This window comes from Kitasatospora sp. NPDC056446 (genome assembly GCF_042796115.1).
GTDB lineage: Bacteria > Actinomycetota > Actinomycetes > Streptomycetales > Streptomycetaceae > Kitasatospora.
Map to the genome: position 1 here is coordinate 83424 of NZ_JBHTRF010000010.1, position 24326 is coordinate 107749.

General features: G+C 73.6%; 23 protein-coding genes. 6 read left to right on the plus strand and 17 right to left on the minus strand.

Features of this window, described 5'->3' with window-relative positions; genetic code table 11:
• Positions 1 to 4: 4 nt before the first annotated feature.
• Positions 5 to 517, minus strand: a complete 513-nt coding sequence (locus ACFQ6N_RS09615; RefSeq protein WP_380648090.1) for a DUF1990 family protein — start codon at positions 515 to 517, stop codon at positions 5 to 7.
• A complete protein-coding gene (locus ACFQ6N_RS09620; RefSeq protein WP_380648091.1) occupies positions 514 to 1323 on the minus strand; it encodes a YndJ family protein in 810 nt (269 codons plus the stop codon). The genes ACFQ6N_RS09615 and ACFQ6N_RS09620 overlap by 4 nt, the downstream gene beginning before the upstream one ends.
• 84 nt (positions 1324 to 1407) lie before the next feature.
• On the opposite strand from ACFQ6N_RS09620, the gene ACFQ6N_RS09625 reads away from it, so the two are divergent.
• Entirely contained in the window at positions 1408 to 3780 is a 2373-nt protein-coding gene (locus ACFQ6N_RS09625; protein WP_380648093.1) for an immune inhibitor A domain-containing protein, read from the plus strand.
• A 124-nt stretch (positions 3781 to 3904) separates the two neighbouring features.
• Here the strand turns inward: ACFQ6N_RS09625 and ACFQ6N_RS09630 are convergent, their stop codons facing one another.
• A complete protein-coding gene (locus ACFQ6N_RS09630) occupies positions 3905 to 5461 on the minus strand; it encodes an MFS transporter (RefSeq protein WP_380648095.1) in 1557 nt (518 codons plus the stop codon).
• A 48-nt stretch (positions 5462 to 5509) separates the two neighbouring features.
• Here ACFQ6N_RS09630 and soxR point away from each other — a divergent pair, with 48 nt between their 5' ends.
• Positions 5510 to 6040 carry a redox-sensitive transcriptional activator SoxR gene (gene soxR, locus ACFQ6N_RS09635; RefSeq protein WP_380648096.1) on the plus strand — a complete coding sequence of 177 codons (531 nt, stop codon included), beginning with the start codon at positions 5510 to 5512 and terminating at the stop codon, positions 6038 to 6040.
• Positions 6041 to 6180: 140 nt separating this feature from the next.
• On the opposite strand, the gene ACFQ6N_RS09640 is transcribed toward soxR, so the two are convergent.
• From ACFQ6N_RS09640 to ACFQ6N_RS09660, 5 genes are read right to left on the minus strand one after another with little or no spacing between them, the layout of a single operon-like run.
• Positions 6181 to 7170 carry an ABC transporter ATP-binding protein gene (locus ACFQ6N_RS09640; RefSeq protein ID WP_380648097.1) on the minus strand — a complete coding sequence of 330 codons (990 nt, stop codon included), beginning with the start codon at positions 7168 to 7170 and terminating at the stop codon, positions 6181 to 6183.
• Positions 7170 to 8168, minus strand: a complete 999-nt coding sequence (locus ACFQ6N_RS09645; protein ID WP_380648098.1) for an ABC transporter ATP-binding protein — start codon at positions 8166 to 8168, stop codon at positions 7170 to 7172. Before ACFQ6N_RS09645 ends, ACFQ6N_RS09640 begins: the two co-directional genes overlap by 1 nt.
• Positions 8168 to 9154: an ABC transporter permease gene (locus ACFQ6N_RS09650; RefSeq protein WP_380648100.1), complete on the minus strand. Its 987-nt coding sequence runs from the start codon at positions 9152 to 9154 to the stop codon at positions 8168 to 8170. Before ACFQ6N_RS09650 ends, ACFQ6N_RS09645 begins: the two co-directional genes overlap by 1 nt.
• Complete coding sequence (locus tag ACFQ6N_RS09655) at positions 9151 to 10128, minus strand: ABC transporter permease (protein WP_380648101.1); 978 nt, start codon at positions 10126 to 10128, stop codon at positions 9151 to 9153. The genes ACFQ6N_RS09650 and ACFQ6N_RS09655 overlap by 4 nt, the downstream gene beginning before the upstream one ends.
• Positions 10129 to 10141: 13 nt before the next feature.
• Positions 10142 to 11893: an ABC transporter substrate-binding protein gene (locus ACFQ6N_RS09660; protein WP_380648102.1), complete on the minus strand. Its 1752-nt coding sequence runs from the start codon at positions 11891 to 11893 to the stop codon at positions 10142 to 10144.
• A gap of 153 nt (positions 11894 to 12046) precedes the next feature.
• Here ACFQ6N_RS09660 and ACFQ6N_RS09665 point away from each other — a divergent pair, with 153 nt between their 5' ends.
• Positions 12047 to 13498, plus strand: a complete 1452-nt coding sequence (locus tag ACFQ6N_RS09665; protein WP_380648103.1) for an aminopeptidase P family protein — start codon at positions 12047 to 12049, stop codon at positions 13496 to 13498.
• A gap of 31 nt (positions 13499 to 13529) precedes the next feature.
• Here ACFQ6N_RS09665 and ACFQ6N_RS09670 read toward each other — a convergent pair whose 3' ends face one another.
• From ACFQ6N_RS09670 to ACFQ6N_RS09685, 4 genes are all read right to left on the minus strand, one after another.
• Positions 13530 to 13859, minus strand: coding sequence for an XRE family transcriptional regulator (locus ACFQ6N_RS09670; RefSeq protein WP_380648104.1), 330 nt, complete (start codon positions 13857 to 13859; stop codon positions 13530 to 13532).
• A 129-nt stretch (positions 13860 to 13988) separates the two neighbouring features.
• Positions 13989 to 15038 carry a nitronate monooxygenase gene (locus tag ACFQ6N_RS09675; RefSeq protein WP_380648106.1) on the minus strand — a complete coding sequence of 350 codons (1050 nt, stop codon included), beginning with the start codon at positions 15036 to 15038 and terminating at the stop codon, positions 13989 to 13991.
• Positions 15039 to 15081: 43 nt separating this feature from the next.
• Positions 15082 to 15714: a response regulator gene (locus ACFQ6N_RS09680; RefSeq protein ID WP_380648107.1), complete on the minus strand. Its 633-nt coding sequence runs from the start codon at positions 15712 to 15714 to the stop codon at positions 15082 to 15084.
• On the minus strand, positions 15711 to 16985 hold the full coding sequence (locus tag ACFQ6N_RS09685) for a sensor histidine kinase (protein ID WP_380648108.1): 1275 nt from the start codon (positions 16983 to 16985) through the stop codon (positions 15711 to 15713). The genes ACFQ6N_RS09680 and ACFQ6N_RS09685 overlap by 4 nt, the downstream gene beginning before the upstream one ends.
• Positions 16986 to 17150: 165 nt before the next feature.
• On the opposite strand from ACFQ6N_RS09685, the gene ACFQ6N_RS09690 reads away from it, so the two are divergent.
• A complete protein-coding gene (locus ACFQ6N_RS09690; protein WP_380648109.1) occupies positions 17151 to 18227 on the plus strand; it encodes an ABC transporter permease in 1077 nt (358 codons plus the stop codon).
• Positions 18224 to 18904: an ABC transporter ATP-binding protein gene (locus ACFQ6N_RS09695; RefSeq protein ID WP_380648111.1), complete on the plus strand. Its 681-nt coding sequence runs from the start codon at positions 18224 to 18226 to the stop codon at positions 18902 to 18904. The genes ACFQ6N_RS09690 and ACFQ6N_RS09695 overlap by 4 nt, the downstream gene beginning before the upstream one ends.
• A 1-nt stretch (position 18905) precedes the next feature.
• Here ACFQ6N_RS09695 and ACFQ6N_RS09700 read toward each other — a convergent pair whose 3' ends face one another.
• Together ACFQ6N_RS09700 and ACFQ6N_RS09705 are read right to left on the minus strand one after the other, a co-directional pair.
• A complete protein-coding gene (locus tag ACFQ6N_RS09700) occupies positions 18906 to 19502 on the minus strand; it encodes a Uma2 family endonuclease (RefSeq protein ID WP_380648113.1) in 597 nt (198 codons plus the stop codon).
• A 98-nt stretch (positions 19503 to 19600) separates the two neighbouring features.
• Positions 19601 to 20311, minus strand: a complete 711-nt coding sequence (locus tag ACFQ6N_RS09705; RefSeq protein WP_380648115.1) for a GntR family transcriptional regulator — start codon at positions 20309 to 20311, stop codon at positions 19601 to 19603.
• A gap of 245 nt (positions 20312 to 20556) precedes the next feature.
• Here ACFQ6N_RS09705 and ACFQ6N_RS09710 point away from each other — a divergent pair, with 245 nt between their 5' ends.
• Positions 20557 to 20889: a hypothetical protein gene (locus ACFQ6N_RS09710; protein WP_380648117.1), complete on the plus strand. Its 333-nt coding sequence runs from the start codon at positions 20557 to 20559 to the stop codon at positions 20887 to 20889.
• Positions 20890 to 20952: 63 nt separating this feature from the next.
• Here ACFQ6N_RS09710 and ACFQ6N_RS09715 read toward each other — a convergent pair whose 3' ends face one another.
• Genes ACFQ6N_RS09715 through ACFQ6N_RS09725 form a run of 3 tightly spaced genes read right to left on the minus strand, consistent with a single transcriptional unit; the run spans position 20953 to position 24319 of the window.
• Entirely contained in the window at positions 20953 to 21894 is a 942-nt protein-coding gene (locus tag ACFQ6N_RS09715; protein ID WP_380648119.1) for an ornithine cyclodeaminase family protein, read from the minus strand.
• Positions 21891 to 22946 (minus strand): proline racemase family protein, encoded by a 1056-nt coding sequence (locus ACFQ6N_RS09720; RefSeq protein ID WP_380648121.1) that lies wholly within the window; start codon positions 22944 to 22946, stop codon positions 21891 to 21893. Before ACFQ6N_RS09720 ends, ACFQ6N_RS09715 begins: the two co-directional genes overlap by 4 nt.
• Entirely contained in the window at positions 22946 to 24319 is a 1374-nt protein-coding gene (locus tag ACFQ6N_RS09725; protein ID WP_380648233.1) for an aldehyde dehydrogenase family protein, read from the minus strand. Before ACFQ6N_RS09725 ends, ACFQ6N_RS09720 begins: the two co-directional genes overlap by 1 nt.
• Positions 24320 to 24326: the final 7 nt, after the last annotated feature.

The window sequence follows — 24326 nt, forward strand, 5'->3', positions numbered from 1 at the left end:
GCATTTACACCGCGTCCGCGGCGATCCGGGCCAGCACCCGGCCGCAGCGCCGGGCGAAGGCGCGCTGGGCGAGCGGCAGCAGCGGGCCGGCCAGCCGGGCGTACCAGGCGACGGGGCGGCTGAAGGCGGTGACGGTGAACCAGACCTTCCCGTCCGGCTCCAACCCGACCAGGAAGGTCTCCTCACCGCAGGCCAGGTGGCCGTGCCGGGTCCCGTAGGTGAAGCCGTGGCGGTCCGGGCCGTCGATGGTGGCCAGCACCCGGTTCGGGGCCCCGGCGCGCAGCGGGCCGACGCCGATCGCGCAGTGGACGGCGAGCCCTGGGGCCGCCTTGTCGGCCTCCGCCTCGATCAGGACGCCCGCCAGCCGGTGCATCCGCCAGCCCAGCAGGGCGGCTCCGGCGACCTCCAGGGCGGCGCGGCCGTGGCCGATCAGGGCCCGGTGCCGCAGGTGGTGGTAGCCGTCGGGGAGCGCGCCGGTGGCGCTGGCGCCCTGTTCGGGGTAGCTGAGGTCGGTCATCGGTGGGCCTCCGAGGTGGTGAGCCGGCGCCAGGCGAGGAGGGCACAGAGGGCGAAGCCGAGGGCGTTGCCGACCCCGTGGCTGGCGGCCATCCAGCCCAGGGTGGGGTGGGGGAGTCCGGCGGCCCGGCCGAGCGCCCACCAGAGGGCGAGCAGCATGGTGAGCGCGAGGACGGCGGAGGAGACGGCGAGCAGCCGGGCCGTGACGGCGTCGCCCGCCCGGGGCCGCAGCTCGCGCCAGGTGACCAGGCCGACCAGCCACATCCCGGTGGTCAGCACGAGGGCCCCGGCGAACTGCCACCAGTTGCCGAGGAAGTACCCGGCCAGGACCAGCAGGGTGCCGGCCGGGACGCTGAGCGCCGCGCAGCGGGCCGCGCGGGAGGCCGGGTCGGCGGCGCGGCAGACCAGTCCGGCGACCAGGGCGGCGGTGAACCCGGCGTAGTGGAAGTGCGGGACGGTCAGCGCCAGGATGTGCGGCTCGAAGCCGAACAGCGGGTAGCCGGAGCGTTCGGCGACCAGGGCGACCCCGGCGACCGAGGGCGCGGCGAGTGCGGTGAGCACCGCGGTCTCGCCGGGGGCGAGGGAGCGGGTGCGGGCCAGTCGCAGCGGTGCGTGCAGGGCGAGGGCGAGGGTGCCCAGCGCGTAGACGGCGGCGCTGCCGGTGGCGAGGAGGCCGCCGCGCGGCAGCCAGAGCGAGAGCGCGCCGGGGACCGCGGCGAGCGGCCAGAGGCGGGGGGGCCCGGCGGGGGCGGGGGCGCCCCCCCGGGGGGGCCCCCGCCCCTTTCGCTTGCGCCGAGCCCCTTCCACGTGACCCGTGACATGTGAAATATTACCTGCGCTTCACCTACCGATGACCGGAAGCACCCCCATCTCCCGGAAAGGACCCGTCAGTTGCGCAGACTGTCCGCGGCCCTCGCCGCCGCGCTCACCACGAGCGCGATAGCGGCCACCCTGCTGGGCACCCCCGCCCAGGCCGCCACCCCCGCACCCCCCACCGTCGCCGCCGCCGAGGCCGGCGACCCCGCCGCCCAGGGCGCCGAGGCACCGCCCGCCCCCGTCGTCCCGCAGGAGCGCGAGCGCCAGGCGCTCCGCAGCAAGGCCCTGGAGCAGCTCAACAAGGGCTCCGTCGCCAAGAGCGCCGGCAAGCGGGCGCCCGCGAAGGTGAAGATCGGCAACGACTACGTCCAACTGGCGCACCAGCGCACGGACAAGGTCTTCGTGATCCTCGCCCAGTTCGGCGACCAGGTCGACAACTCCACCCAGTGGAACGGCCAGCCGCGCTACGGCGGCACCGCCGGCCCGCGTCACAACCAGATCCCCAAGCCGGGCAAGGACGACAACCACACGCTGTGGTCGTCGGACTTCGACCGCTCGTACTACCAGAAGATGTTCTTCGACGACGCGCCCGGCGCCGTGTCGATGCGCAACTACTACCGCACCCAGTCCTCCGGCCGGTACGACGTCGAGGGCACCGTCAGCGACTGGGTCACCGTCCCGTACAACGAGGCCCGCTACGGCAGCAACAAGGGCCCGCAGGGCTCCGGCGCCTGGACGCAGGCCCAGGAGTTCGTCCGGGACGCGGTGAAGGCCTGGTACGACGGCGAGGTCGCCAAGGGGCGCTCCGTCGCCGACATCAAGGCGCAGCTCGCCCAGTACGACGTCTACGACCGCTACGACCACGACAAGGACGGCGAGTTCAACAAGCCCGACGGCTACCTGGACAACGTCATCGTGGTCCACGCCGGCGTGGACGAGACCTGGGGCGGCGGCGCCCAGGGCGCCGACGCGCTGTGGGCGCACCGCAGTTGGGCCTTCCCGGACGCCACCGGGCAGACCGGCCCCGAGGGCGACAAGATCGGCGGCGCGCCCGTCGGCGACACCGGCCTCTACGTCTACGACTACGTCCAGGCGGGCGAGAACAGCGGCGTCGGTCTGTTCGCCCACGAGTACGGCCACAACCTCGGGCTGCCCGACCTCTACCCGACCAACGGCGGCGACAACAGCGTCAACTTCTGGTCGCTGATGTCCTCCGGCTCGTACCTGGGCAAGGGCCCCAACACCACCGGCGGCTACCCGGGCGACCTCGACGCCTGGAGCAAGCTCCAGTTCGGCTGGCTCGACTACGACGAGGGCCAGGCCGCCACCCGCTCCAGCCACGCCCTCGGGGTGAGCAGCTACAACACCGACCAGGCGCAGGCGGTCCTCATCCACCTGCCCGACGGCACCACCCGCACCGACCTCGCCGACCCGTACGAGGGCGGCAAGCAGTGGTGGAGCGACACCGGCGACAGCCTCGACAACTCGCTCGCCCGGGACGTCGACCTGCGCACCGCCGCCGGCCCGGCCGCCTTGGACGCCGCCGTCTGGTACGACACCGAGCAGGACTACGACTTCCTGACCGTCGAGGCCTCCACCGACCAGGGCAAGCACTGGACCGCCCTCGGCGGCACCGTCGACGGCGCGCCGATCGGCAACACCAGCGCCAACACCCCCGGGCTGAGCGGGAGTTCCGGCACCTACCGGAAGCTGCACATCCCGCTGGACACCTACCTCGGGCAGCAGGTCCGGCTGCGCTTCCACGCCACCTCGGACAACAACACCCACGGCCGCGGCGTCCTCGTCGACGCCGTGAAGGCCACCGCCGGCGGCGCCGAGCTGTTCGCCGACGGCGCGGAGAACGGGACGAACGGCTGGACGGCGAACGGGTTCACCGTCATCACCGGCCGCACCGCCGTCAAGCAGCACCCGCGCGCCTACCTCGCCGAGAACCGCCGCTACGCCGGCTACGGGTCCTTCCTGAAGACCGGCCCGTACAACTTCGGCTACAGCGGCGTCGCGGGCAAGGCCAACGTGGTCGACAACTACCCGTACCAGGAAGGCGTCCTGCTCTGGCTGTGGGACACCTCCTACGGCGACAACAACACCAAGGACCACCCCGGCGGCGGGCTGATCCTGCCGATCGACGCCCACCCGGCGCCGATCCGCTTCGCCGACGGGACGCTGGTCAACGGGCGGGCGCAGACCTTCGACGCCACCTTCTCGCTCAAGCCGACCACGCCGTTCACGCTGCACAAGGGCGGCGTCGCGGTGCGGATCCCGTCCGAGCCGGCCGTCCCGGTGTTCAACGACCACAGCGGGGTGTACGCCGACCCGGCGACGCCGCAGCTGACGGTCAAGGTGCCGGACACCAACACGAAGATCGAGGTCGTCCGGGAGTCCCAGGGCGGGCGGATCACCACCGTCCGGGTGGGCCCGGCCTCCTGACCCGACCGGCGACCGCCGGGCCGCGCTGAGGCGGGCCGGGCCGGGCACAGCTCGGCACGGCACTGCACGGTGAAGGGCCCCGGATCCCCCCGACGAAAAGGGATCCGGGGCCTGCTCTCGGGGCTCACCCGCTCCGGGGCCCGCCCGGCTCCACCCGGCTCCACCCGGTGTCGGGCCCGCCCGGCCCGGGCTCACCGCTCCCGGAGGCGGCGGCCTTCGGGAGCGGTGGCCCGAGCCGGCGGGCGGTGAGCCGGGCCGTCGCCACCCCGCACGCGGTGATCGCGGCGATCCCGAAGGTCATGTACCGCGCCGCGTCGACCGGGCGGTCGGCGCCCAGGTTGACCAGGGTGCCGGCCAGCGCCGACGTCACCGAGAAGGCGATCAGCTGAGTGGTGTTGATGGCCGCGGCGGCCTTGCCGCCCTCGGCCGGGTCGCTGCTGCTGCGCATCGCGGCCACGCTCAGGTGCGGGAAGGCCAGGCCGATGCCGGTCCCGGCGACGAACAGCGCCACCGCCCACAGCAGCACCCGCGGGCCGGAGGCGTGCCCGGTCTGCGTCAGCCCGTAGACCAGCAGCCCGCCGACCAGCACCAGCGGGGCGGTGCGGATCGCCCGGGCCCGGCCGCGCACCGACCCGATCCCGACGCTGAAGAGCTGGGCCGCCGTCCAGCCCGCCGACACCGCCGCGCCGAGGAACCCGGCCACCAGCGGGCCGAGGCCGCCCAGCTCCTGGCCGAACAGCGGGATGAAGTTCTCCGCCACCACGCCCGCGCACAGCACCGCGACGGTCAGGTAGAGCCACTTCAGTGGGCTGCCCGCCCGGTAGGTCTGCTTGGGCAGGACGGTCGCCGTACCGCGCCGCTCGACCGCCACGAAGCCCACCAGCAGGACCACGCCGGCGAGGATGCAGACCGCCGTCGGCCAGCCGCTCGGAACGGTCGCGCTGACGCTGAAGGCAGCCGCCGCCAGGGTGAGCAGCAGCAGCGAGGGCAGCGGCACCGGGCCGCTCCGCCGCCCCTCGGCGGACCGGCCGGGCAGCACCCGGCGGGCCAGCGCGGCCAGCACCAGGGCAGCCGCCAGCAGCAGCGCGTACGCCCCGCGCCAGGCGCCCAGCTGGGCGAAGAGCCCGCCCAGCGACGGCCCCACCAGGGTGCCGACGCCCCACATCGCGGAGACCAGCCCGGCCGCCCGGGTCCACAGCCGCTCCGGCAGCGCGCTGCGGATCACGGCGTAGCCGAGCCCGGCCACCAGGCCGCCGCCGAGGCCCTGCACCACCCGGCCGAGGATCAGCGCCGCCATCGACGGGCTGAGCGCGTTGAGTACCGCGCCCGCGCCGAACACCAGGAACCCCAGGACGTAGGCGCGGGCGGCGCCGAGCCGGTCCAGCAGCCGGCTGACCAGCATCGAGGCGATGACGGCCGCCATCAGGAAGCCGGTGGCCACCCACGCGTAGTAACGGTCACCGCCGATGTCACCGACGATCGAGGGCATCAGCGCGGCGGTGAGGTACAGGTTCATCGCGTACAGCGCGACCCCGCCCGCCAGGATCGAGGCGGCGGCCGCGTTACGGCGGGAGAAGAGTTCACGCCACCCGCCGGAGCTGCCGTCGGACGGCGGCTCCGCTGGGTAACTGTCCAGCTGAGCAACGGCTGTGCCGTTCTTCACGGCAGATGATTCGGTCACGTCCGGTACGCTAGGACTTCAACAGAACTTGAAGTCAAGGAGGCCGCCATGACCACCGCGCCGGTCGATCTGCTGAGCGTCGGCGAGGTGGCCCGGCGGGCCGGGATCGCCACCTCGGCGGTGCGCTTCTACGAGGACCAGGGGCTGATCTCCTCCGAGCGGTCGGCCGGCAACCAGCGCCGCTACCGGCGGCACGTGCTGCGCCGGATCTCGCTCATCCTGGTCGCCAAACGGCTCGGCATCCCGCTCAGCGAGGTCGCCGAGGTCTTCACCGGCCTCCCGGAGGACCGGATGCCGGGCAAGCACGACTGGGAGCGCATCTCCCGCCGCTGGACGGAGCAGCTGCGCGCCCGCCGGCTGGAACTGGAACGGCTGGAGGGCGAGCTGACCGGCTGCATCGGCTGCGGCTGCGTGTCGCTGCGCCGCTGCCGGGTGCTCAACCCCGGCGACGAGCTGGCCGCGGAGGGCCCGGGGCCGCGCCTCCTGCTGCCGGAGGAGGACCGGGAGCACGAGGTCCGGGCGCAGGAGAGCCGGGCGCACGAGGACCGGGAGCACGGGAAGCAAGCGCCCGGGAGGTAAGCACCCGGAAGCGCGCCCGGAAACGTCGGAACCCGGTCGGACGCGGCCCTCGCAAGGTTCCCCGCCACGTCCGACCGGGGGTATCAGATGCCCGGATCACACCTCCGGGCAGTCCCGGACCGCCTCCGGGAGGCCCCGGATCACACCTCCGGGAAGTGGCAGGCCGCCTGCCGGGTGCCCGGCCCGGCGATCTGCAGCAGCGGCCGCTCCGTCCGGCACAGGTCCTGCGCCTTCGGGCAGCGCGGGTGGAAGCTGCACCCGGGCGGCGGGTCGGCCGGGCTCGGCGGGTCGCCGAGCAGCACGATCCGCTCCCGGGCCCGCTCCGCCGCCGGGTCCGGCAGCGGCACCGCGGACAGCAGCGCCCTGGTGTACGGGTGCGCGGGGCTGCCGTAGACGTCGGCCTTGTCGCCGATCTCCACGATCCGGCCCAGGTACATCACCGCGACCCGGTCGCAGACCCGCTTGACCACCGACAGGTCGTGCGCGATGAACACGTACGCCAGTCCGAGCTCCTGCTGGAGCCGCTCCATCAGGTTGACCACCTGGGCCTGGATGGACACGTCCAGGGCGGAGACCGGCTCGTCGGCGATCACCAGCCGCGGCGAGGTGGCCAGCGAGCGGGCGATGCCGATGCGCTGCGCCTGGCCGCCGGAGAACTCGTGCGGGTAGCGGTCCAGGTGCTCGGGGATCAGCCCGACCAGTTCCATCAGCTCGGCGGCCCGCTTGCGCGCGGCCGTCGCGCTCTCCCCCTGGACGAGCAGCGGCTCGGAGATGATCCGGGACACCGTCTGCCGGGGGTTGAGCGAGGAGTACGGGTCCTGGAAGACCATCTGGAGGTCCCGCCGGTGCGGGCGCAGCCGGGCCTGGGAGAGCCCGCCGATCTCGGTGCCGTCGAAGGTGACGGTGCCCGAGGTCGGGTCGAGCAGCCGGACGATCATCCGGCCGGTGGTGGACTTTCCGCAGCCGGACTCGCCGACCAGGCCGAGCGTCTCCCCCGCGCCGACGTCGAAGCTGACCCCGTCCACGGCCCGGATCGGCGCTCCGGGCCGGCCGGTGCGGCTGCGCCGGCCAGGGAAGGTCTTCACCAAGTCCCTGACGGACAGCAGCGGTTCGGTCAGCGGTTCGGTCATCACAGCACCCCTTCCGGCACCAGCGGCAGGTGGCAGGCGGCCTGGTGGCCGGGGGCGAGCGGGCCGAGCACGGGGCGTTCGGCCAGGCAGCGGGCGTGTTCCTCGGCGGACGCGGCGGTGGTGCGGGCGCAGCGCGGGGCGAAGGAGCAGCCGGGGGCGGGGGCGATCAGCGACGGCGGGCTGCCGGGGATGGCCCGCAGCGGGGCGTCGTCGGTGTCGTCCAGGCGCGGCAGCGAGTCCAGCAGGCCACGGGTGTACGGGTGCGCGGGCCGGGCGAACAGCCCCTCGACCGGGGCCTGTTCGGCGGCCCGGCCGCCGTACATGACCAGCACGTCGTGGGCCACCCGGGCGACCACGCCGAGGTCGTGGGTGATCATCACGACGCCGAGGCCGCGCTCCTGCTGGATCCGGGCGATCAGGTCGAGGATCTGTGCCTGGACGGTGACGTCGAGGGCCGTGGTGGGCTCGTCGGCGATCAGCAGTTCCGGCTCGCAGGCGAGTGCCATCGCGATCATGACGCGCTGGCGCATGCCGCCGGAGAACTGGTGCGGGTACTCGTCGACCCGGCGGGCCGGCTCCGGGATGCCGACCTCGGCCAGCATCTCGATCGCGCGGGCCCGGCCGGCCTTGCGGTTGGCCTTGAAGTGCACCCGGTAGTGCTCGGCGATCTGCTCGCCGACGGTGTAGAAGGGGTGCAGGCTGGACAGCGGGTCCTGGAAGATCATCGCGATCCGCCGGCCCCGCACGGTGCCCAGTTCCTTCTCCCCGAGCCCGTTGAGCTCCTGCCCGTGCAGCCGGATCGAGCCGGTGACGGCGGCGCCGTGGTGCAGGCCCATGACGGCGAGCGAGGTGACGGACTTGCCGCTGCCGGACTCGCCGACCAGCCCGAGCGTGCGCCCGGACTCGACGGTGAAGGAGATGCCGTCCACGGCCCGGACGGTGCCGCGCGGGGTGTCGAAGGCGACCTTGAGGTCATCGACCTCCAGAAGGCTGGCCATCAGTACCTCACTCTCGGGTCGACGAACGCGTAGAGCAGGTCGACCAGCAGGTTCGCCACGACGATGAAGAAGGCCGCGAGCAGGGTGACGCCGAGGATGACGGGCTGGTCGGAGCGGCCGAGGCCGTCGTAGAACAGCCGGCCGACGCCGGGCAGGCCGAAGATCGACTCGGTGATGACGGCGCCGGCCAGCAGGCCGCCGAGGTCCATGCCGAAGATGGTCAGGATCGGTGTCATCGCGGAGCGCAGCCCGTGCTTGACGGTGACCGTCCGCGCGGGCAGTCCCTTGGCCCGCGCGGTGCGGATGTAGGGCTCGGCCATCGCCTCGATCATCGAGTTGCGGCTCTGCCGGGCGTACATGGCCGCGTACAGCAGGGCCAGGGCGATCCACGGCAGCAGCAGGTTGGAGGCCCACGCGACGGGATTCTCGGTGAACTGGTGGTAGGCCGGGTAGGGCAGCAGTCCGGCCGTCCTGACGACGCCCCAGATCAGCATGATCGAGGTGAAGTAGACCGGCAGCGAGGCGGTGCCCACCGAGAGCACCATCAGCGCCTTGTCGATCGGCCTGCCCTTGCGCAGCGCCGAGCTGACGCCCGCGCCGAGGCCGAGGATCAGCCAGAGCACGGCCGCGCCGAGGGCCAGCGAGACGGACACCGGCAGACGGTCGGTCAGCAGGTCCCAGACCGGCAGCCCGTACTCGTAGGAGTAGCCGAGGCACGGGAAGCCGCAGTGCACGGCGCTCGGCCCGGAGCCGTAGTCGCGGCCGGCGAAGATGCCGCCGAGGTAGGCGAGGAACTGGTCCCAGATCGGCTTGTCCAGGCCCATCGCGGCCTGGACGTCGGCGAGCCGCTCGGGGCTGCACGTCTTGCCGCAGGCGGCCGCGGCCGGGTCGTTGGGCAGCAGGTAGAAGATGGTGAAGGTGATGGCGCAGATGGCGAGCAGGATGCCCGCCACGCCGAGCAGTCGGCGGCCGAGGTAGAGGATCACGACCGGCCTCCCCGGGGGTCGAGGATGTCGCGCAGCGTGTCCCCGAGCAGGGTGAAGGCGAGCACGGCGAGGAACAGGAAGGCGGTGGGGATCAGGAAGTAGGTCGGGTCGGTCTCGTAGTGCACGATGCTTTCGGCGATCATCTGGCCCCAGGACGCGGTCGGCGGGCGGACGCCCACGCCGAGGTAGCTGAGCGCGGCCTCGGTGGCGATCATGCCGGGGATGAGCAGGGTGGTGTAGGCGATGATCGGGCCGGAGACGTTCGGCAGGATCTCCCGGGTGAGGATGCGCCAGGAACGGGCACCGCCGACCTTGGCGGCCTCGACGTACTCGCGGTGTTTGAGCGACAGGGTCTGGCCGCGGACCACGCGGGCGATGCCGGGCCAGGTGAACAGGCCGATCACCATGGTGATCAGCAGGATCCGGTTGACGTCCTTGGCCACCGACATCATCGCGATCATGAAGATCAGCGACGGGAAGGACATCGTGAGGTCCATCAGCCGGGACAGCAGCGCGTCGGTGCGGCCGCCGAAGTAGCCGGCCGCGATGCCGGCCAGGGTGCCCGCGATGACGACGACGGCGGTCGCGGTGAAGGCGATCAGCAGGGAGACCTGGCCGCCGTGCAGCACCCGGGCGAACAGGTCGCGACCGGTGATCGGCTCGACGCCCAGCCAGTGCCGGGCGCTGATACCGCCGAAGTCGCCCCTGGGCAGGCCGCCCAGGTACGGGTCGATGGCGCGCTTGTCGAACTCCTCGGGGGTCCAGCCGCCGAGCGAGCTCAGCGGGTCGGCGAGGACGGCGGCCAGGATCAGCACGCCGACGGTGATCAGCCCGAAGCGGGCCGAGCCCTTGGCCCACAGCTGGTCCCAGACCAGCCGCCACGGGCCGCGCCCGGCGGACTTCGCGGCACCCGCCGCCGTGGCACCGGCTGCGGCGGCGGGCTCTGCGACTCCTGGTGGAGTGGTGCTACTCATCGGTGCCGGCCCCTCAGCCCTTGCCCTTGGCGGGGTCCTTGAGGCCGACCACGGCGAGGTCGATCATGCCCGCGAAGCCGGAGTTGCCGAACGCGCCGGCCACGTTGGTGCCCACCAGCAGGGGGCGGCGCTGCCACATCAGCGGGACGGCCGGGGCCTTCTTCATCAGGTCCTGGTCCAGCTGCTGCCAGGCCTTGTTGGCCTCGTTGACGTCCGTCATGGCCGCGATCTGGTCCATCCGGTCCATCGTGGCCTGGTCCTTGAACTGGCTGTAGTTGCCCTGGTTGCCCTTGTCCTTGATGGTGCGGCCGTCGAACAGGAACGGCAGGAAGGTCGCGCCGGAGGGGTAGTCGGGACACCAGCCGTTGATGGTCAGCTCGGGGGCGTTCTTGATGTCCCCGATGGTGTCGGCGAAGGCGGACGGGTCGGTGGTGTTGACGGTGACCTGGATCCCGGCCTTGGCCAGCGACTGCTGGATCGCCTCGGCGCGGGTCTTGTCGCCCAGGGAGACGGTGAGCGCGACCTTGAGGTCGGACTTGCCGGCGTCCTTGAGCATCGCCTTGGCCTTCTCCGGGTCGCCGGCCACCGGGATCTTCAGCGGGTCGGACTTGACCCCGCCGGTCAGCGACGGGGGCAGGAAGGAGGTCGCCACGTCGGTCACCGCCGGGCCGCCGAACGCGGTGACCTGCGCCTCGCGGTCCACCGCCCACATGACGGCCTCGCGCACCTTCGGGTCGTCGAAGGGGGCCTTGGCGGTGTTCAGGTACAGCATGTCGGTGCAGCCGGTCTGCTCGGCGACCATGCGGGACTTGACGTCCGCCTTGGGCAGCACCTTGGCGACGGTCTCGTGCTGCATCCAGGGCATGTTGATGGCGTTGGCGTCGGCGCCGTCGCTGGCGATGATCCGGTCGTCGGCCTGGCCGCCCTTGATGCCCTGGGTGACCACGATCCGGTCCGGGTACGCCTTGCGGACGGTGTCGGTGCCCTGGTCCCAGCCGGTGTTGCGGACCAGCACCAGCTGCTTGCCGCGGTCGTAGCTCTCGATCTTGTACGGGCCGGAGGAGAACGGCCGGGAGTCGTACTGGGTGCCCTTCTCCTGGGACTGCGGCACCGGGGAGAAGGTCGGCAGGGTGACGGTGTCGGAGAACTCGGCGACCGGGCGCTTCAGGTGGAAGACGATCGTCTTGTCGTCCGGCGTCTCGATGCTCGCCAGGTGCTCGCCGTTCAGCGGGCCCTTGTAGCTCTCGCCGCCGGCCAGGTACTGGATCGCGTAGTCGGGGCCGCCGGTGAGGTCCGGGGAGAAGGACCGCTCGACGTTGTACTTGATGTCGGCGGCCTTGATCGGGCTGCCGTCCTCGTACTTGAGGCCGTCCTTGAGGGTGAAGGTCCACACCTTGCCGCCCTCGGAGGACCTGCCCAGGTCGGTGGCCAGGTCCGGGACGATCTCGCTGCCGGCCGCGCCCGGCTCGGACTTGAAGGTCGTCAGGGTGCGGTAGAGCAGCCTGGTCCCGAAGTCCATGTGCGGCACCACCCAGTTGCGGGCCGGGTCGAGGTGGGCGAAGTCCTGGTTGGTCAGGACGGTGAGGGTGCCGCCCTTGACGGGGGTACCGCCGACGACCGAGCCGGCCGCCGCGCCCGGGCCCTGGGTGTTCGAGGGGGCCGCGTCGCTGCCGCCGTCGCTCTTGTCGTTCTTGCAGGCCCCGAGGCCGAGGGTGAGGGTCGCCGCGAGGGCCGCCGCGAGGGCGGCATGGGTGCGCCTGGTCATGTGCAACTCCGCTGTGGGGGGCCTGATCAGGCCGCTCCGCTGTGTGACCCGTAACATAGTAATGTGAAATTGCACTGCACAAGAGGTGACGCCACCCGTTACCGAGCTGTGTCCGTGCCGCACATCTCCCCAGCCCCGCCAAGGAGTTCACCGGTGACCCTCACCCCGACCGGCCTCGACACCGGGAGCCACGACCTCCCGGTCACCCCCGCCCTCGCCGCCTTCATGGGCACCCGCTGGGCCGACACCCCCCTTCCCGAGGACCTGCGCGTCCCCGGCTACGACCGTTTCGCCGGCCGCCGCGCCCGCCTCTCCGCCGCCTTCCCCGGCGAACGGCTGATCGTCCCGGCCGGCCGGCTCAAGGTCCGCTGCAACGACCTGGACCACCGCTTCCGCCCGCACAGCGCCTACGTCTGGCTCACCGGACTCACCGGCGAGGACCAGGCCGACCACGTCCTCGTCCTCGAACCGGCCGGCCCCGAAGGCCACGAACCGGTCCTCTACCTGCGCCCCCGCTCCCCCCGCGACGGCGGCGAGTTCTACCGCGACCGCCGCTACGGCGAGTTCTGGGTCGGCTCCCGCCCCGACCTCGCCGAAGCCGCCCGGCTCACCGGCATCCGCACCGAACACCTCGACCGCCTGGCCGGACTGCTCTCCGGGCCCCAGCCGCCCACCCGGGTGCTGACCGGCGCCGACGCCCAGGTCGACGACGCCACCAGGCGGCGCACGGCCTCCCACCAGAACGGCGAACTCGCCGCCGTCCTGTCCGAATTGCGCCTGGTCAAGGACCAGTGGGAGGTCGGCCAGCTGCAACTCGCCGTCGACCACACCGTCACCGGCTTCGAGGACGTCGTCCGCGCCCTGCCCACCGCCCTGCGCCACCACCGCGGCGAACGCTGGATCGAGGGCGTCTTCGACCTGCGCGCCCGCGCCGAGGGCAACGGCACCGCCTACACCACCATCGCCGCCTCCGGCGCCCACGCCTGCGTCCTGCACTGGATCCGCAACGACGGCGCCCTCGACCCGAACGCCCTGCTCCTCCTGGACGCCGGCGTCGAGACCGACACCCTCTACGCCGCCGACATCACCCGCACCCTGCCGCTCGGCGGCACCTTCACCCCCGTCCAGCGCCAGGCCTACGACCTGGTCCTCGCCGCCCAGAGCGCCGGCATCGCCGCCCTGCGCCCCGGCGCCCGCTTCCGCGACTTCCACCGCGCGGCGATGAAGGTCATCGCCGAAGGCCTCGCCGACTGGGGCGTCCTGCGCGTCCCCGCCGAACAGGCCCTCGCCGAGGACAACGGCCTGTACCGCCGCTACACCCTCTGCGGCAGCGGCCACATGCTCGGCCTCGACTACCACGACTGCGCCAAGTCCCGCGCCGACCGCTACCTGGACGGCGTCCTGGAGGAGGGCATGGTCCTCACCGTCGAACCCGGCCTCTACCTCCAGCCCGACGACGAGACCCTCCCGCTCGAACTCCGCGGCCTCGGCATCCGCATCGAGGACGACCTGGTCATCACCCCGGACGGCGCCCGCCTGATGTCCGCCGCCCTCCCCAGGACGGCCCCGGACATCGAGGCCTGGATGGCGACCCTGCTGAGCTGAACGGCACCGAAGCCGCACGGAAGGCGGACGGTCAGGCCACCTTGATCGTCCGCTCGCCCTGCCGAACCGTGACCTCGACCTCCCCGCCGATCGCGGCGGCGTAGGCCCGGAGGTTGTCCAGGCTGTCCACCTGCCCGTGCTCGATCTGCGACACCCGCGCCTGGCTCACCCCGAGCAACTCGGCCACGTGCTTCTGCGTGAGTCCTGCCTTGCGCCGCAGCTCGGCAAGCTCATGCCCACGGATCTGAGCAAGCATCTCCTGGCGGACCTGCCCCCGCCTCTCTTCCGCCTCCGGCGTCACCAGCTCGGGAAACCGTTTCACGACCTCGGCTCGCACCTCGGTCCAACTACGCCCCTTCATCGGCCTGCTCCACCGGTCCACTTCACCATGAGCGCCACGTTAAGCACTCACTTGTGGACATCACTCGACCGCCCGTTCAATCCACTCCTGCGGGGGATGGCACTCGGCTTCCGGTGCGCGCCGGGCGCACTACTCCTGGGCCGCGCGCCACAGGTCGGTGACGATCCGCTCCGCCGGGCCCGTGCGGGCCAGGCGGTGGGCGGTACCCGCCCACAGGTGCATCGCCGTGGTGTCCCCTCGGCGGGTGGCGGCGGCCCGCAGGGGGGCGGTGAGGTGGTGGACCTCGGGGTAGGCGGGCGGGGCGTACGGGCCGTGGCGGTCGATGAAGGCGTTGCGCAGGCCACGGGCGGAGCGCCCGGTGAAGGCGCGGGTGACGGCGGTCTCCGGGAGGTCGGTGAGCGCGGCCCGGTGGGCGGGCGAGGCTCCGGACTCGTCGGCCCGCAGCAGGGCCGTCCCCAGCTGTACCGCGACCGCCCCGGCCCGCAGGGCCGCCGCGACCGCCGGGCCGTCGCCGAGCCCGCCCGCGGCGATCAGCGGCAGGGACGTCACCGCCCGTACGGCGGGCAGCAGTCGCAGCAGCGGCAGCTCGCCGGGCGGGTCGGCGACCCGGTGAGTGCCCCGGTGCCCGCCGGCCTCCGGACCCTGCACGCAGAGCGCGTCCATCCCGACCGCCTCGGCCGCCCGCGCCTCCTCGGGGGTGGTGACGGTGCCGACCTGGAGCGTCCCGGCCGCCCGGACGGCGGCCGCCTCCGCCGCCGTGGGCAGTCCGAAGGTGTAGGAGACCACCGGCACCGGGTCGGCGAGCAGCACGGCGAGCTTGGCGTCCCAGTCGTCGCGGTCCGGCCCGATCTGCTCCGGCAGCGCGACCCCCCATTGCTCGGCCTCGGGCCGCAGCCGTTCCCGGTAGGCGGCGACGGCCGCCGGGTCGCCGGGCGGGGCCGGGACGAAGAGGTTCACGCCGTACGGGCGGTCGCCCGACTCGCGCACCCGCGTGATCTGTTCGGCCATCGCCTCGGCGCTCCGGTACCCCGCCGCGAGGAAGCCGAGGCCGCCGGCCCGGTTCACCGCGGTGACCAGGTCCGGGGTCGAGGCCCCGCCCGCCATCGGCGCGGCGATCACCGGTACGGCGAACGCCGCCGACTCCACGAACTCGGCGAACTCCGTGAATCGGACGGCCATCGGGGTTCCTCCACTCCACCGGAAGGTTCGGACCCCACCCACCCTACGCTCGGCGGATCAGCCCCCGCCCGCGCGCCTCCCGTACCGCCGCCGTGCGCGAGTCGACCCCCAACTTGGTGTAGATGTGCACCAGATGGGACTTCACGGTGGCCTGGCTGAGGTGCAGCCGCTGGCTGATCCGCTGGTTGGTGAGCCCGTCGGCGACCAGGCCGAGCACCTCGGTCTCCCGGGCGCTGAGGGCCGCCGCCGGGGTCCGCATCCGTTCGAGCAGCCGGTCGGCGACGCTGGACGCCAGCGCGGAGCGTCCGGCCGCGGCCGCCCGGACGGCCTGGGCCAGTTCCTCGGGCGGCGCGTCCTTCAGCAGGTACCCGGTCGCGCCCGCCTCCAGGGCGGGCAGCGTGTCGGCGTCGGTGTCGTAGGTGGTGACGACCAGGACCCGGGGCGCGCCCGGCCGGGCGGTGATCGCCGCCGTGGCCTGCGCGCCGTTCATCGCCGCGCCGGGCCCGAACTGCAGGTCCATCAGCACCACGTCGACGTCCGCCTCGGCCGCGAGTTCGACGGCCCGCTCGGCGGTCGCCGCCTCCGCGACGATCGCGAAGTCCGGTTCGCTCTCCAGGACGGCCCGCAGCCCGGCCCGCACCACGGGGTGGTCGTCGGCGATCAGCAGCCGGATCACGACGCCGCCCCCGTTCCCGGTGCGGCCGGAGCACCCGGAGCCCCATGAGCCTCATGGGCCCCCGGAGAGCCCGGAGTCCCCGGCCCGATGGGCAGCTGCACCGCCACCGCCGTCCCCTCCCCCGGCGCCGACTCCACCGTGAAGGTCCCGCCGAGCGCCCGCGCCCGGGCCCGCATCGAGGGCAGCCCGAAGCCGCCGTCCCCGCCGGTCCGGCCCGCGACCACCGCCGGGTCGAACCCGGCCCCGTCGTCGACCACGTCCAGCGCCACCTCACCCTCCATGTAGCTGAGTGTCACCTCGGCCCGCGAGGACTTCGCGTGCCGGACGGCGTTGCCGAGCGCCGACTGCGCGATCCGCAGCAGCGCGACCTCCTGGGCCACCGGCAGCCGGACCGGGTCGCCGGACAGGTGCAGCTTCACCGGCAGGCCGCTCTGCGCGGTCGTCGTGGCGCACAGCCGCTCCAGCGCGACCGCCAGCGAGTCGCCGTCCAACGCGGCCGGGGTGAGCGCGCGGACGAACCGCCGGGCCTCGTCCAGGTTGTCCTGGGCGGCCTGCCGCGCCTGCTCGACGTACCCGGCGGCGGTCTCGGTGCGCTCGGGCAGGGCCCGCTGGGCGGCCCGCAGCAGCAGCTGGATGGAGCTGAGGCTCTGTGCGAGGGTGTCGTGGATCTCGCGGGCCAGGCGCTCCCGCTCGGCGAGCACCCCGGCCGTGTGGTGGGCGGCGGCGAGGTCGGCTCGGGCGGCGGTGAGCTCGTCGATCAGCCGGCGCCGCTCCTCGCTCTCCCGGTACAGCGCCTGGTAGCCGAGCACGGTGGCGGTGGCGACGGCCGCGCCGAGCGCCGGCCCGATCGAGGCGGCGAAGCTGAAGCTGTGCTGGTGCCAGGACCAGGCGACGATCGCGGCGACGGCGGTCAGCCCGACGGCCACCGGCCCGGAGCGCCGCCCGAGCAGGTGCAGTTCCAGGAAGTACAGCGGGAACGCCAGCCACACCCCGTCCTGGGTGGCGATCAGGACGCCCGCCCAGGTGACACCGAGCAGCGTCAGCCAGAGCGCGGCCGCCCGGTGCGATCGCCGGACGGCGGCCAGCCGCGGCCCGACGGCGTAGGCGGCGCCCATCGCGGTGGCCGCCGCGGCGACGGCCGCGGGATCGCCGCCGCGGTCGGCGAAGGCGGCACGGGCGACGGCGAGCGCGAGCAGCCCCGCAACGAGCAGGTGCAGGCAGACCTGGAGGACGCGGGCGACGGGGGTGGTTCTGGATCGTTCGGTCGCCATCCCTCCAGCCTAAGTTCCGCTCTGCCCGCCCGGCATCAATCAAAAGGTTGAACTCCGCTTCTCCCCTTTGATGCCCAGGATGCAATCCCCGGCTCGATGCCTCCGGGCCCCCTGATCCGGGACGGTGGAAACGTCGGAAAACAGCTGACCAGAGGAAGGCCAAACGTGTTCGTCGCCTGGAGGGACCTGTGGTTCGCCAAGGGGCGGTTCGCCCTGATGGGAACCGTCATCGTCCTGATCACCGTACTGGTCGGCCTGCTGTCCGGTCTGACCGCCGGCCTCGGCCGCCAGAACATCTCCGCGATCACCGGCCTGCCCGCCGATCACCTGGTGTTCTCCAAGCCCGCCGACGGGCAGAAGCTGTCCTTCACCGACTCCCAGGTCACCCCCGAGCAGTGGCAGGCCTGGGCCCGCGAGCCCGGCGTCACCTCCGCCCAGCCGCTCGGCATCACCACCACCAAGGCCGCCGCCGGGCAGCGCACCTCCGCGCTCTCGGCCTTCGGCGTCCCGGACGGCTCCGGGCTGGCCCCGCAGGGCGGCCGGATCGCCCCCGGCCAGGCGGTGCTGTCCAAGACCGCCGCCGAGAACCTGGGCGGCCTCGCCCCCGGCGCCGAATTCACCCTGGCCGGCCACCCGCTGCGGGTCGCCGCCGTCGACGGCGACGCCGCGTACAGCCACACCCCGGTGATCTGGACCAGCCTCACCGACTGGCAGCAGTTCGCCCCCGGCGGCACCGGCCACGCCACCGTCATCGCGCTCACCACCACGAAGGACGCCGACCTCACCGCCGCCGACGCCCGCCACGGCACGGAGAGCCGCACCCGCGACGACGCCCTCGCCGCGATCGGCTCCTACACCTCGGAGAACGGCTCCCTCCAGCTGATGCGCGGCTTCCTGTTCGCCATCTCGGCGCTGGTCATCGGCGCGTTCTTCACCGTCTGGACGATCCAGCGCAGCGGCGACATCGCCGTCCTCAAGGCCCTCGGCGCCTCCACCCGCTACCTGCTGCGCGACGCGCTCGGCCAGGCCGTCCTGCTCCTGCTGCTCGGTACGGCCGTCGGCACCGCGATCGCCTCCGGCTTCGGCGCGCTGATCGGCTCCGCCGTCCCGTTCGTCCTGGACGCCCCGACCGTCCTGCTGCCCGCCGTCGTCATGATCGCCCTCGGCGCGATCGGCGCGGCCCTGTCCATCCGCCGGATCACCTCCGTCGACCCGCTGACCGCCCTGGGGAGCGCCCGATGAGTCTCAGCCTCGACCGCATCACCCTCACCTACCCGGACGGCGACGGCCGGCTCACCGCCCTGGACGACGTCTCGCTGACCGTCCCCAAGGGCTCGATCACCGCCGTCGTCGGCCCGTCCGGCTCCGGCAAGTCCAGCCTGCTGGCGGTGGCCGCCACCCTGATCAGCCCGGACTCCGGGCAGGTCGTCGTCGACGGCACCGACACCGCGGGCCTCAGCCGGGCCGACCTCACCGCGCTGCGCCGCACCAGGATCGGCATCGTCTTCCAGCAGGCCAACCTGCTGCCGTCGCTCACCGCCGCCGAGCAGCTCCAGGTGATGGCCCACCTGGACGGCCGCTCCCCGCGCGAGGCACTCCCCCGCGCGCTGGAGCTGCTGGACGCCGTCGGCCTGCGCGACCAGGCCGGGCGCCGGCCGCACCAGCTCTCCGGCGGCCAGCGCCAGCGGATCAACATCGCCCGGGCCCTGATGAACGACCCCACCGTCCTGCTGGTCGACGAGCCGACCAGCGCCCTCGACCACGAACGCGGCGCCGCCGTCCTGGACCTGATCACGGAACTCACCCACCGCCGGGCGACGGCCACGGTCCTGGTCACCCACGACCGCACCCACCTGACGGCCGTCGACCAGGTCGCCGAGGTCCACGACGGCCGGCTGACGGTGCCCGCGGCGGCCTGAGCTACTTCTTGGCGATGAGCACGTCGTCCACCGCGAGGGTCACCGACGCCCCGATCGACTCCGGCAGGGCGAACGACTGCCCCGGGTGGTGGACGGCGTGCACGCGGTACTCGCCGTCCTGCGGCTCGGTGAGCACCATGACCCGCTGGTTCGTCCGGTCCACGATGACGTAGACGGGCACTCCGGCCGAGGCGTAGGCGGCGGGCTTCTTCTTCAGATCGTCGCCGAAATTGGAGGAGGTGACCTCCAGTACCAGGCGAAAGATCGCCGGGTCATAGCAGTTGTACTCGACCTGCCTGTCATCGCTGTGTGCGTCGACGATCGCCAGGTCGGGAACGGCGAAGTCGGACGGCCCGCCCGGCAGCCAGATTCCCAGGTTCTGGAAGACCTCCGCGTCGTCATCGTCGAGACCGGCGGCGAACAGCAGGCGCATGAGCCTGGTCAGCGACCGACCGTGCTGGATGTTCGGCGGCGGCGTCACAGTGATCTCGCTCCCGATGATCTCGACCCGGTAGCCGACGAGCTGGTTGGAGATCAGCTCGGCGGCTTCGAGCAGCGTCAGCTGCTCCATGGGCTCTTCCACTGCTGCGGCGGACATGGATTTCCTCCTGCTGCCGATGTCGAGAACATCATCGTAGAGCGCGAGCGCCTTCCGACGCCCGAGCCCCGGTTTTCACCCGAACGGGCGGTTTGGCCTCAGCGGGCCCGCAGTCGCAGCGCCGGGCGCTCCGGTTCGGCCGCGTCCTCCTGGCCGGCCCACAGCGAGCGGACGTGGCTGAGGTGGCGCGTCATGCAGGCCTCCGCCTCCGCCGCGTCGCCGGCGAGCATCAGGTCCAGCAGCTCCAGGTGCTCCTCCGCCGACGACACCAGCTCGCCGCGCTCGTCGAGCCGGTTGAGCCCGTAGAGGCGCGAGCGCTTGCGCAGGTCGCCGACGACGTCGACCAGCCGCGCGTTGCCGGCCAGGCCGAGCAGGTCCAGGTGGAACTGCCGGTCGGCCTCCAGGTAGCCGATCAGGTCGTGCTTGCGGGCGGCGGCGACGATCGCCTCGGCCTGCGGGCGCAGCCGTTCCAGCTGCTCCTTGGTCGCGGTGCGGGTGACCAGGCCGACGGTCGGGACCTCGATGAGGGCGCGGATCTCGGTGTAGTCGTCGAGGTCGCGCTCGGTGAGCTCGGTGACCCGGAAGCCCTTGTTGCGGACGGCCTCGACGAGGCCCTCGCGCGCGAGGTCGAGCATGGCCTCGCGGACCGGGGTCGCGGAGACGCCGAAGTCGGCGGCGAGGGCGGGTGCCGAGTAGACGACGCCGGGGCGCAGCTCGCCGGAGATCAGGGCCGCCCGGAGCGCGTGGGCGACCTGGTCGCGAAGCCGCTCCTGGACGGAGATCAGGGTGCGGGGTTTGAGGTCGGCCATGGTGTTTCCTCCGGGTGGGTGCTGAACCCCAGCGTACAATGTCACGTTACGTTGCGTGCACAACTGTCCGTGATTCACATGATCCGTCAGCCCCGCGGACGTTCATGGTGGCAGTACCGGGTCGGCGGTGACAACGGCCGACCGCACACGATCCGGGACGCAGCGAAGCCGGCCCGGTGGGGGATCCCTTCCCACCGGGCCGACTCCAGCCTCACAACTCCCGACCAGCGCCAGGAGTAACGCACGTGTCGATCGAGATCGCCCTGTACGACGGCCGCCCGAACAACGGCCGCCGCACCGGCCCCGCCCTGCTGCACCTGTCGACCGGCCACGGCGGCGACCTGGCCGAGGCCCTGGCCGCGCACGCCGGGCCGTCCGACCACCGGCTCCGCCGGATCGACCCCTACGGGGACACGCTGCTCAACGAGCAGGACGCGGGCGCCACCTTCGAGGAGGCCACCGCCCTGCTCTCCCGCTGCACCACGGAGGCGCAGCGGGCGGCCGTCCGCGACCTGCGGAACCTGCTCGCCCACTGCGCCGCGACCCCGGGGAGCTGGCTCTGCCTCTACGGCGACTGACGCCAGGGCGGCCGGCCCCGCGACGACCGGCGCCAGGGCGGCCGCCGCCACAGCAGGCCGCCGCTAGCGCGGGCCGCCCGCCCGGTACACCTCCGCCGCGACCGCCAGGTCCTCCCAGGCCATCCCGACGCTCTTGAAGAACCGCGGCCGCCCTTCCGGCAGCAGCGCGTCCCCGCGCACCAGTTCGGCCAGGTTCCACACCTGCCGCCCGGCGACGCCCGCCATCAGCAGGTCCCCGGCCTCCCGGGCCGCGACCGACCGCGCCTCCACGTACAGTTCGGCGCGCCCGACCAGCATCTCGTCCACCTCCCGCGCGTCCGGCTCGTGCGAGCCGACCGCGGCGACCGCCGCGTGCGCGGGGACCAGCGCGCCGTCGAACAGCGGCGCGCGCGCCGTGGTGCAGCAGACCACCAGGTCGGCGTCCCGGACGGCCTTGGGCCCGCCGACGGCGGCCGCGAGGCCGAGCCGCTGCCCGTACGCCGCCAGTGCCTCGGCCCGTCCGGTGTCGCGGGCGACCACGGTGAGCCGGGTGAGCGGCCGGACGGCCAGCAGCGCGTCCAGGTGCCCGTAGGCCTGCGGCCCGGAGCCGAACAGCACCAGGTGCTCGGCCTCCGGCACGGCCAGCCGGCGCAGCGCGGCCGCCGTGACGGCGGGGGTGCGCAGCGCGGTGAGCGCGGCGCCGTCCAGCAGTGCGAGCGGCTGGAGGGTGGGCCCGTCCAGGAGCAGGTAGCTGCCGGTGATCCGGGGCAGTCCCCGTCCGGGGTTGGCCGGGGCGACCCCGGCGATCTTCACGCCCGCGTACGGCCCGGCGGCGGCGGGCATCATCAGCAGTTCGCCGGCGGGTACCGGCACCGCCGACCGGGCGGGTGCCGCTTCCGGGTCGAACCCGTCCAGCAGCACCCGCTCGATCGCCCCCACCGCTCCGGCGGGCCCGACCCCGCCGGTGCCCGGTACGGCGTACTGGAGCGGCACAACCGCCTCGCCGGGCCTCGCAGTCGGACTCACAGCAGGAACCCCGTCCCCAGTTCGTCGCCCGGTTCGAGCACGAAGCCGTGCTCGCCGGTGCGGTGGGCGGTGCCGCCGACCTCGGTGACAACGCCGACACTGGGGGCACCTCCCGGCCGCCAGGCTGGGGGCGGGTCGCCGTCCGGGAGCACCCGGCCGCTGAACACCGTGCCGATGATCGACTCGTGCCGCAGCGGCTCGCCCGGGGCGAGCCGGCCTTCGGCGGCGAGCACCGCGAGCCGGGCGGAGGTGCCGGAGCCGCAGGGCGACCGGTCGATCTGCCCGTCCGCGAAGACGGTGACGTTCCGCTGGTTCAGTACCCCGTCCTCGGACGGGAGTTCGTCGTACAGGATCACCCCGTACACGCCGGACAGCCGGGCGTCGGTCGGGTGCGCCACGGCCTCCGATCCGGCCAGGGCCGCCCTGATCTCCCGGCCCACGGCGGTGAGTTCGGGCAGCTGGTCCAGTTCGACGGCGAGCCCGAGGGCCGCCGCCGGCACCGAGGCGTAGCAGGCGCCGGAGTGCGCGACCGCGACCTCGACCGTGCCACGCGAGGTCTCCACCGGCAGCTTCAGCGCGCTGACCCGGGTGGGCACGTTGCGGAAGGTGACGCCGGTGGTGCGCCCGCCGGCCCGGTGGACCAGTGCGGTGACCCGGCCGGAGGGCACGTCGATCCGCACCCGTGCCACGCCGTCCTCGGGGGCCGCGACCAGTCCCGACTCGACCGCCCAGGCGCCGAGCGCGATGGTGCCGTGCCCGCAGGCCGTCGAGTAGCCGTCCTTGTGCCAGAACAGGACGCCCAGGTGCGCCTCGTCGTCGTCCGGCGGCACCAGGAACCCGCCGTACATCCCGGCGTGTCCGCGCGGCTCCCGGGTGAGCAGCTGCCGGACCTCGTCCAGCGGGCTGGGCCGGGGCGCGGTGGCGCTGCCGCCCGCGCCGAGCGCGATGGCCCGCCGCTCGGCGACGGTGTCGCCGGGGATGGCCGGGAGGCCGTCCAGGACGATCCGGAACGGCTCGCCGGCCGTGTGGTAGTCGATGGTCCGCACGAACATCAGGCACCCCCGCCCGGGAGCACGCTGACGGTCCGGCCGACGGTGTAGAAGTCCAGGGCGGCCTGGCCCTGTTCGCGGTCGCCGTGGGCGGCGCCCTTGGCCCCGCCGAAGGGCAGGTGGAAGTCGACGCCGCTGGACGGCGCGTTGACCCGGATCATGCCCGCGTCGAGCCGGTCGGCGACGGCCAGCGCCACGTCCAGGCTGCGGGTGTGCACCGAGGTGGCGAGGCTGTGCGGGGTGTCGTTGGCGAGGGCGATCGCCTCGTCCAGGTCGGCGGCGGCGTGCAGCACCGCGATCGGGCCGAAGAACTCCTCGCGGGCCAGCGGGTGTTCGGCCGGCACGTCGGCGAGCAGGGTCGGTTCGACGAACCAGCCGATCCGGTCGGGCACCCCGCCGCCGGTGAGCACGCTGGCCCCGGCTTCGACGGCCGAGCCGACGGCGAGGGTCAGCCGTTCCCGGGCGGCGGAGTTGACCACCGGGCCGCACACCGTGTCGTCGACGGCCGCCAGCGCCTTCACCAGGGCTTCGCGCAGCGGCTCGTACGCGGCGCCGACCGCGATCACCCGGGAGGTGGCGGTGCACTTCTGCCCGGCGTACCCGGCGATGGCCGCCGCGACGTGCGCGGCCGCGGTCGCGATGTCGGCGTCCGGCAGCACCAGCGCGGCGTTGAGCCCGCCGAGTTCGGCCTGCACGGGCACGCCGCGCTCGGTCGCGGCCCGGACCACGGCCCGGCCGACGCCGGTCGAGCCGGTGAAGGAGACCACGTCCGCCGCGTCGACCAGCGCCGCGCCTTCCTCCGCCCCGCCGGGGACCACGGTGAACACGTCCTCGGACACCCCGGCCGCCCGGGCCAGTTCGGCCAGCCGCAGCGCGCACGCGGTCGCCTCGGGCGCCGGCTTGAGCACCACCGTGTTGCCCACCGCCAGCGCCGGCGCGGCCTTCCAGGTCGGGATCGCCAGCGGGAAGTTCCACGGCGCGATCAGCCCGGCCACCCCGTGCGGGCGGCGCCGGGTGAGCAGCAGTCCGGCGCCGGCGGCGGTCTCGTGCACGGCTCCGGACGGGGCGTACGGCGCCTGCGCGTAGTAGCGCCAGATCGCCGCCGTCCGGGCGACCTCGCCGCGGGCCTCGGCGAGCGGCTTGCCGACCTCGCGCACGATCAGCGCGGTCAGTTCCTCCGCGTGCGCCTCGACCGCGTCCGCGATCCGGCCGAGCGCCGCCGAGCGGGCGCCCGCGCCGGCCGCGAGCCAGCCGGTCTGCGCCGCCCGGGCCCGCCCGACGGCGGCCCGCACGGCCTCGGCGCCGGGTTCCTCGACGACGGCCACGAGGTCGTCCGGGTCGGCGGGGTTGTACGAGGTGATGGTCACAGCTGGCAGCCCTTCA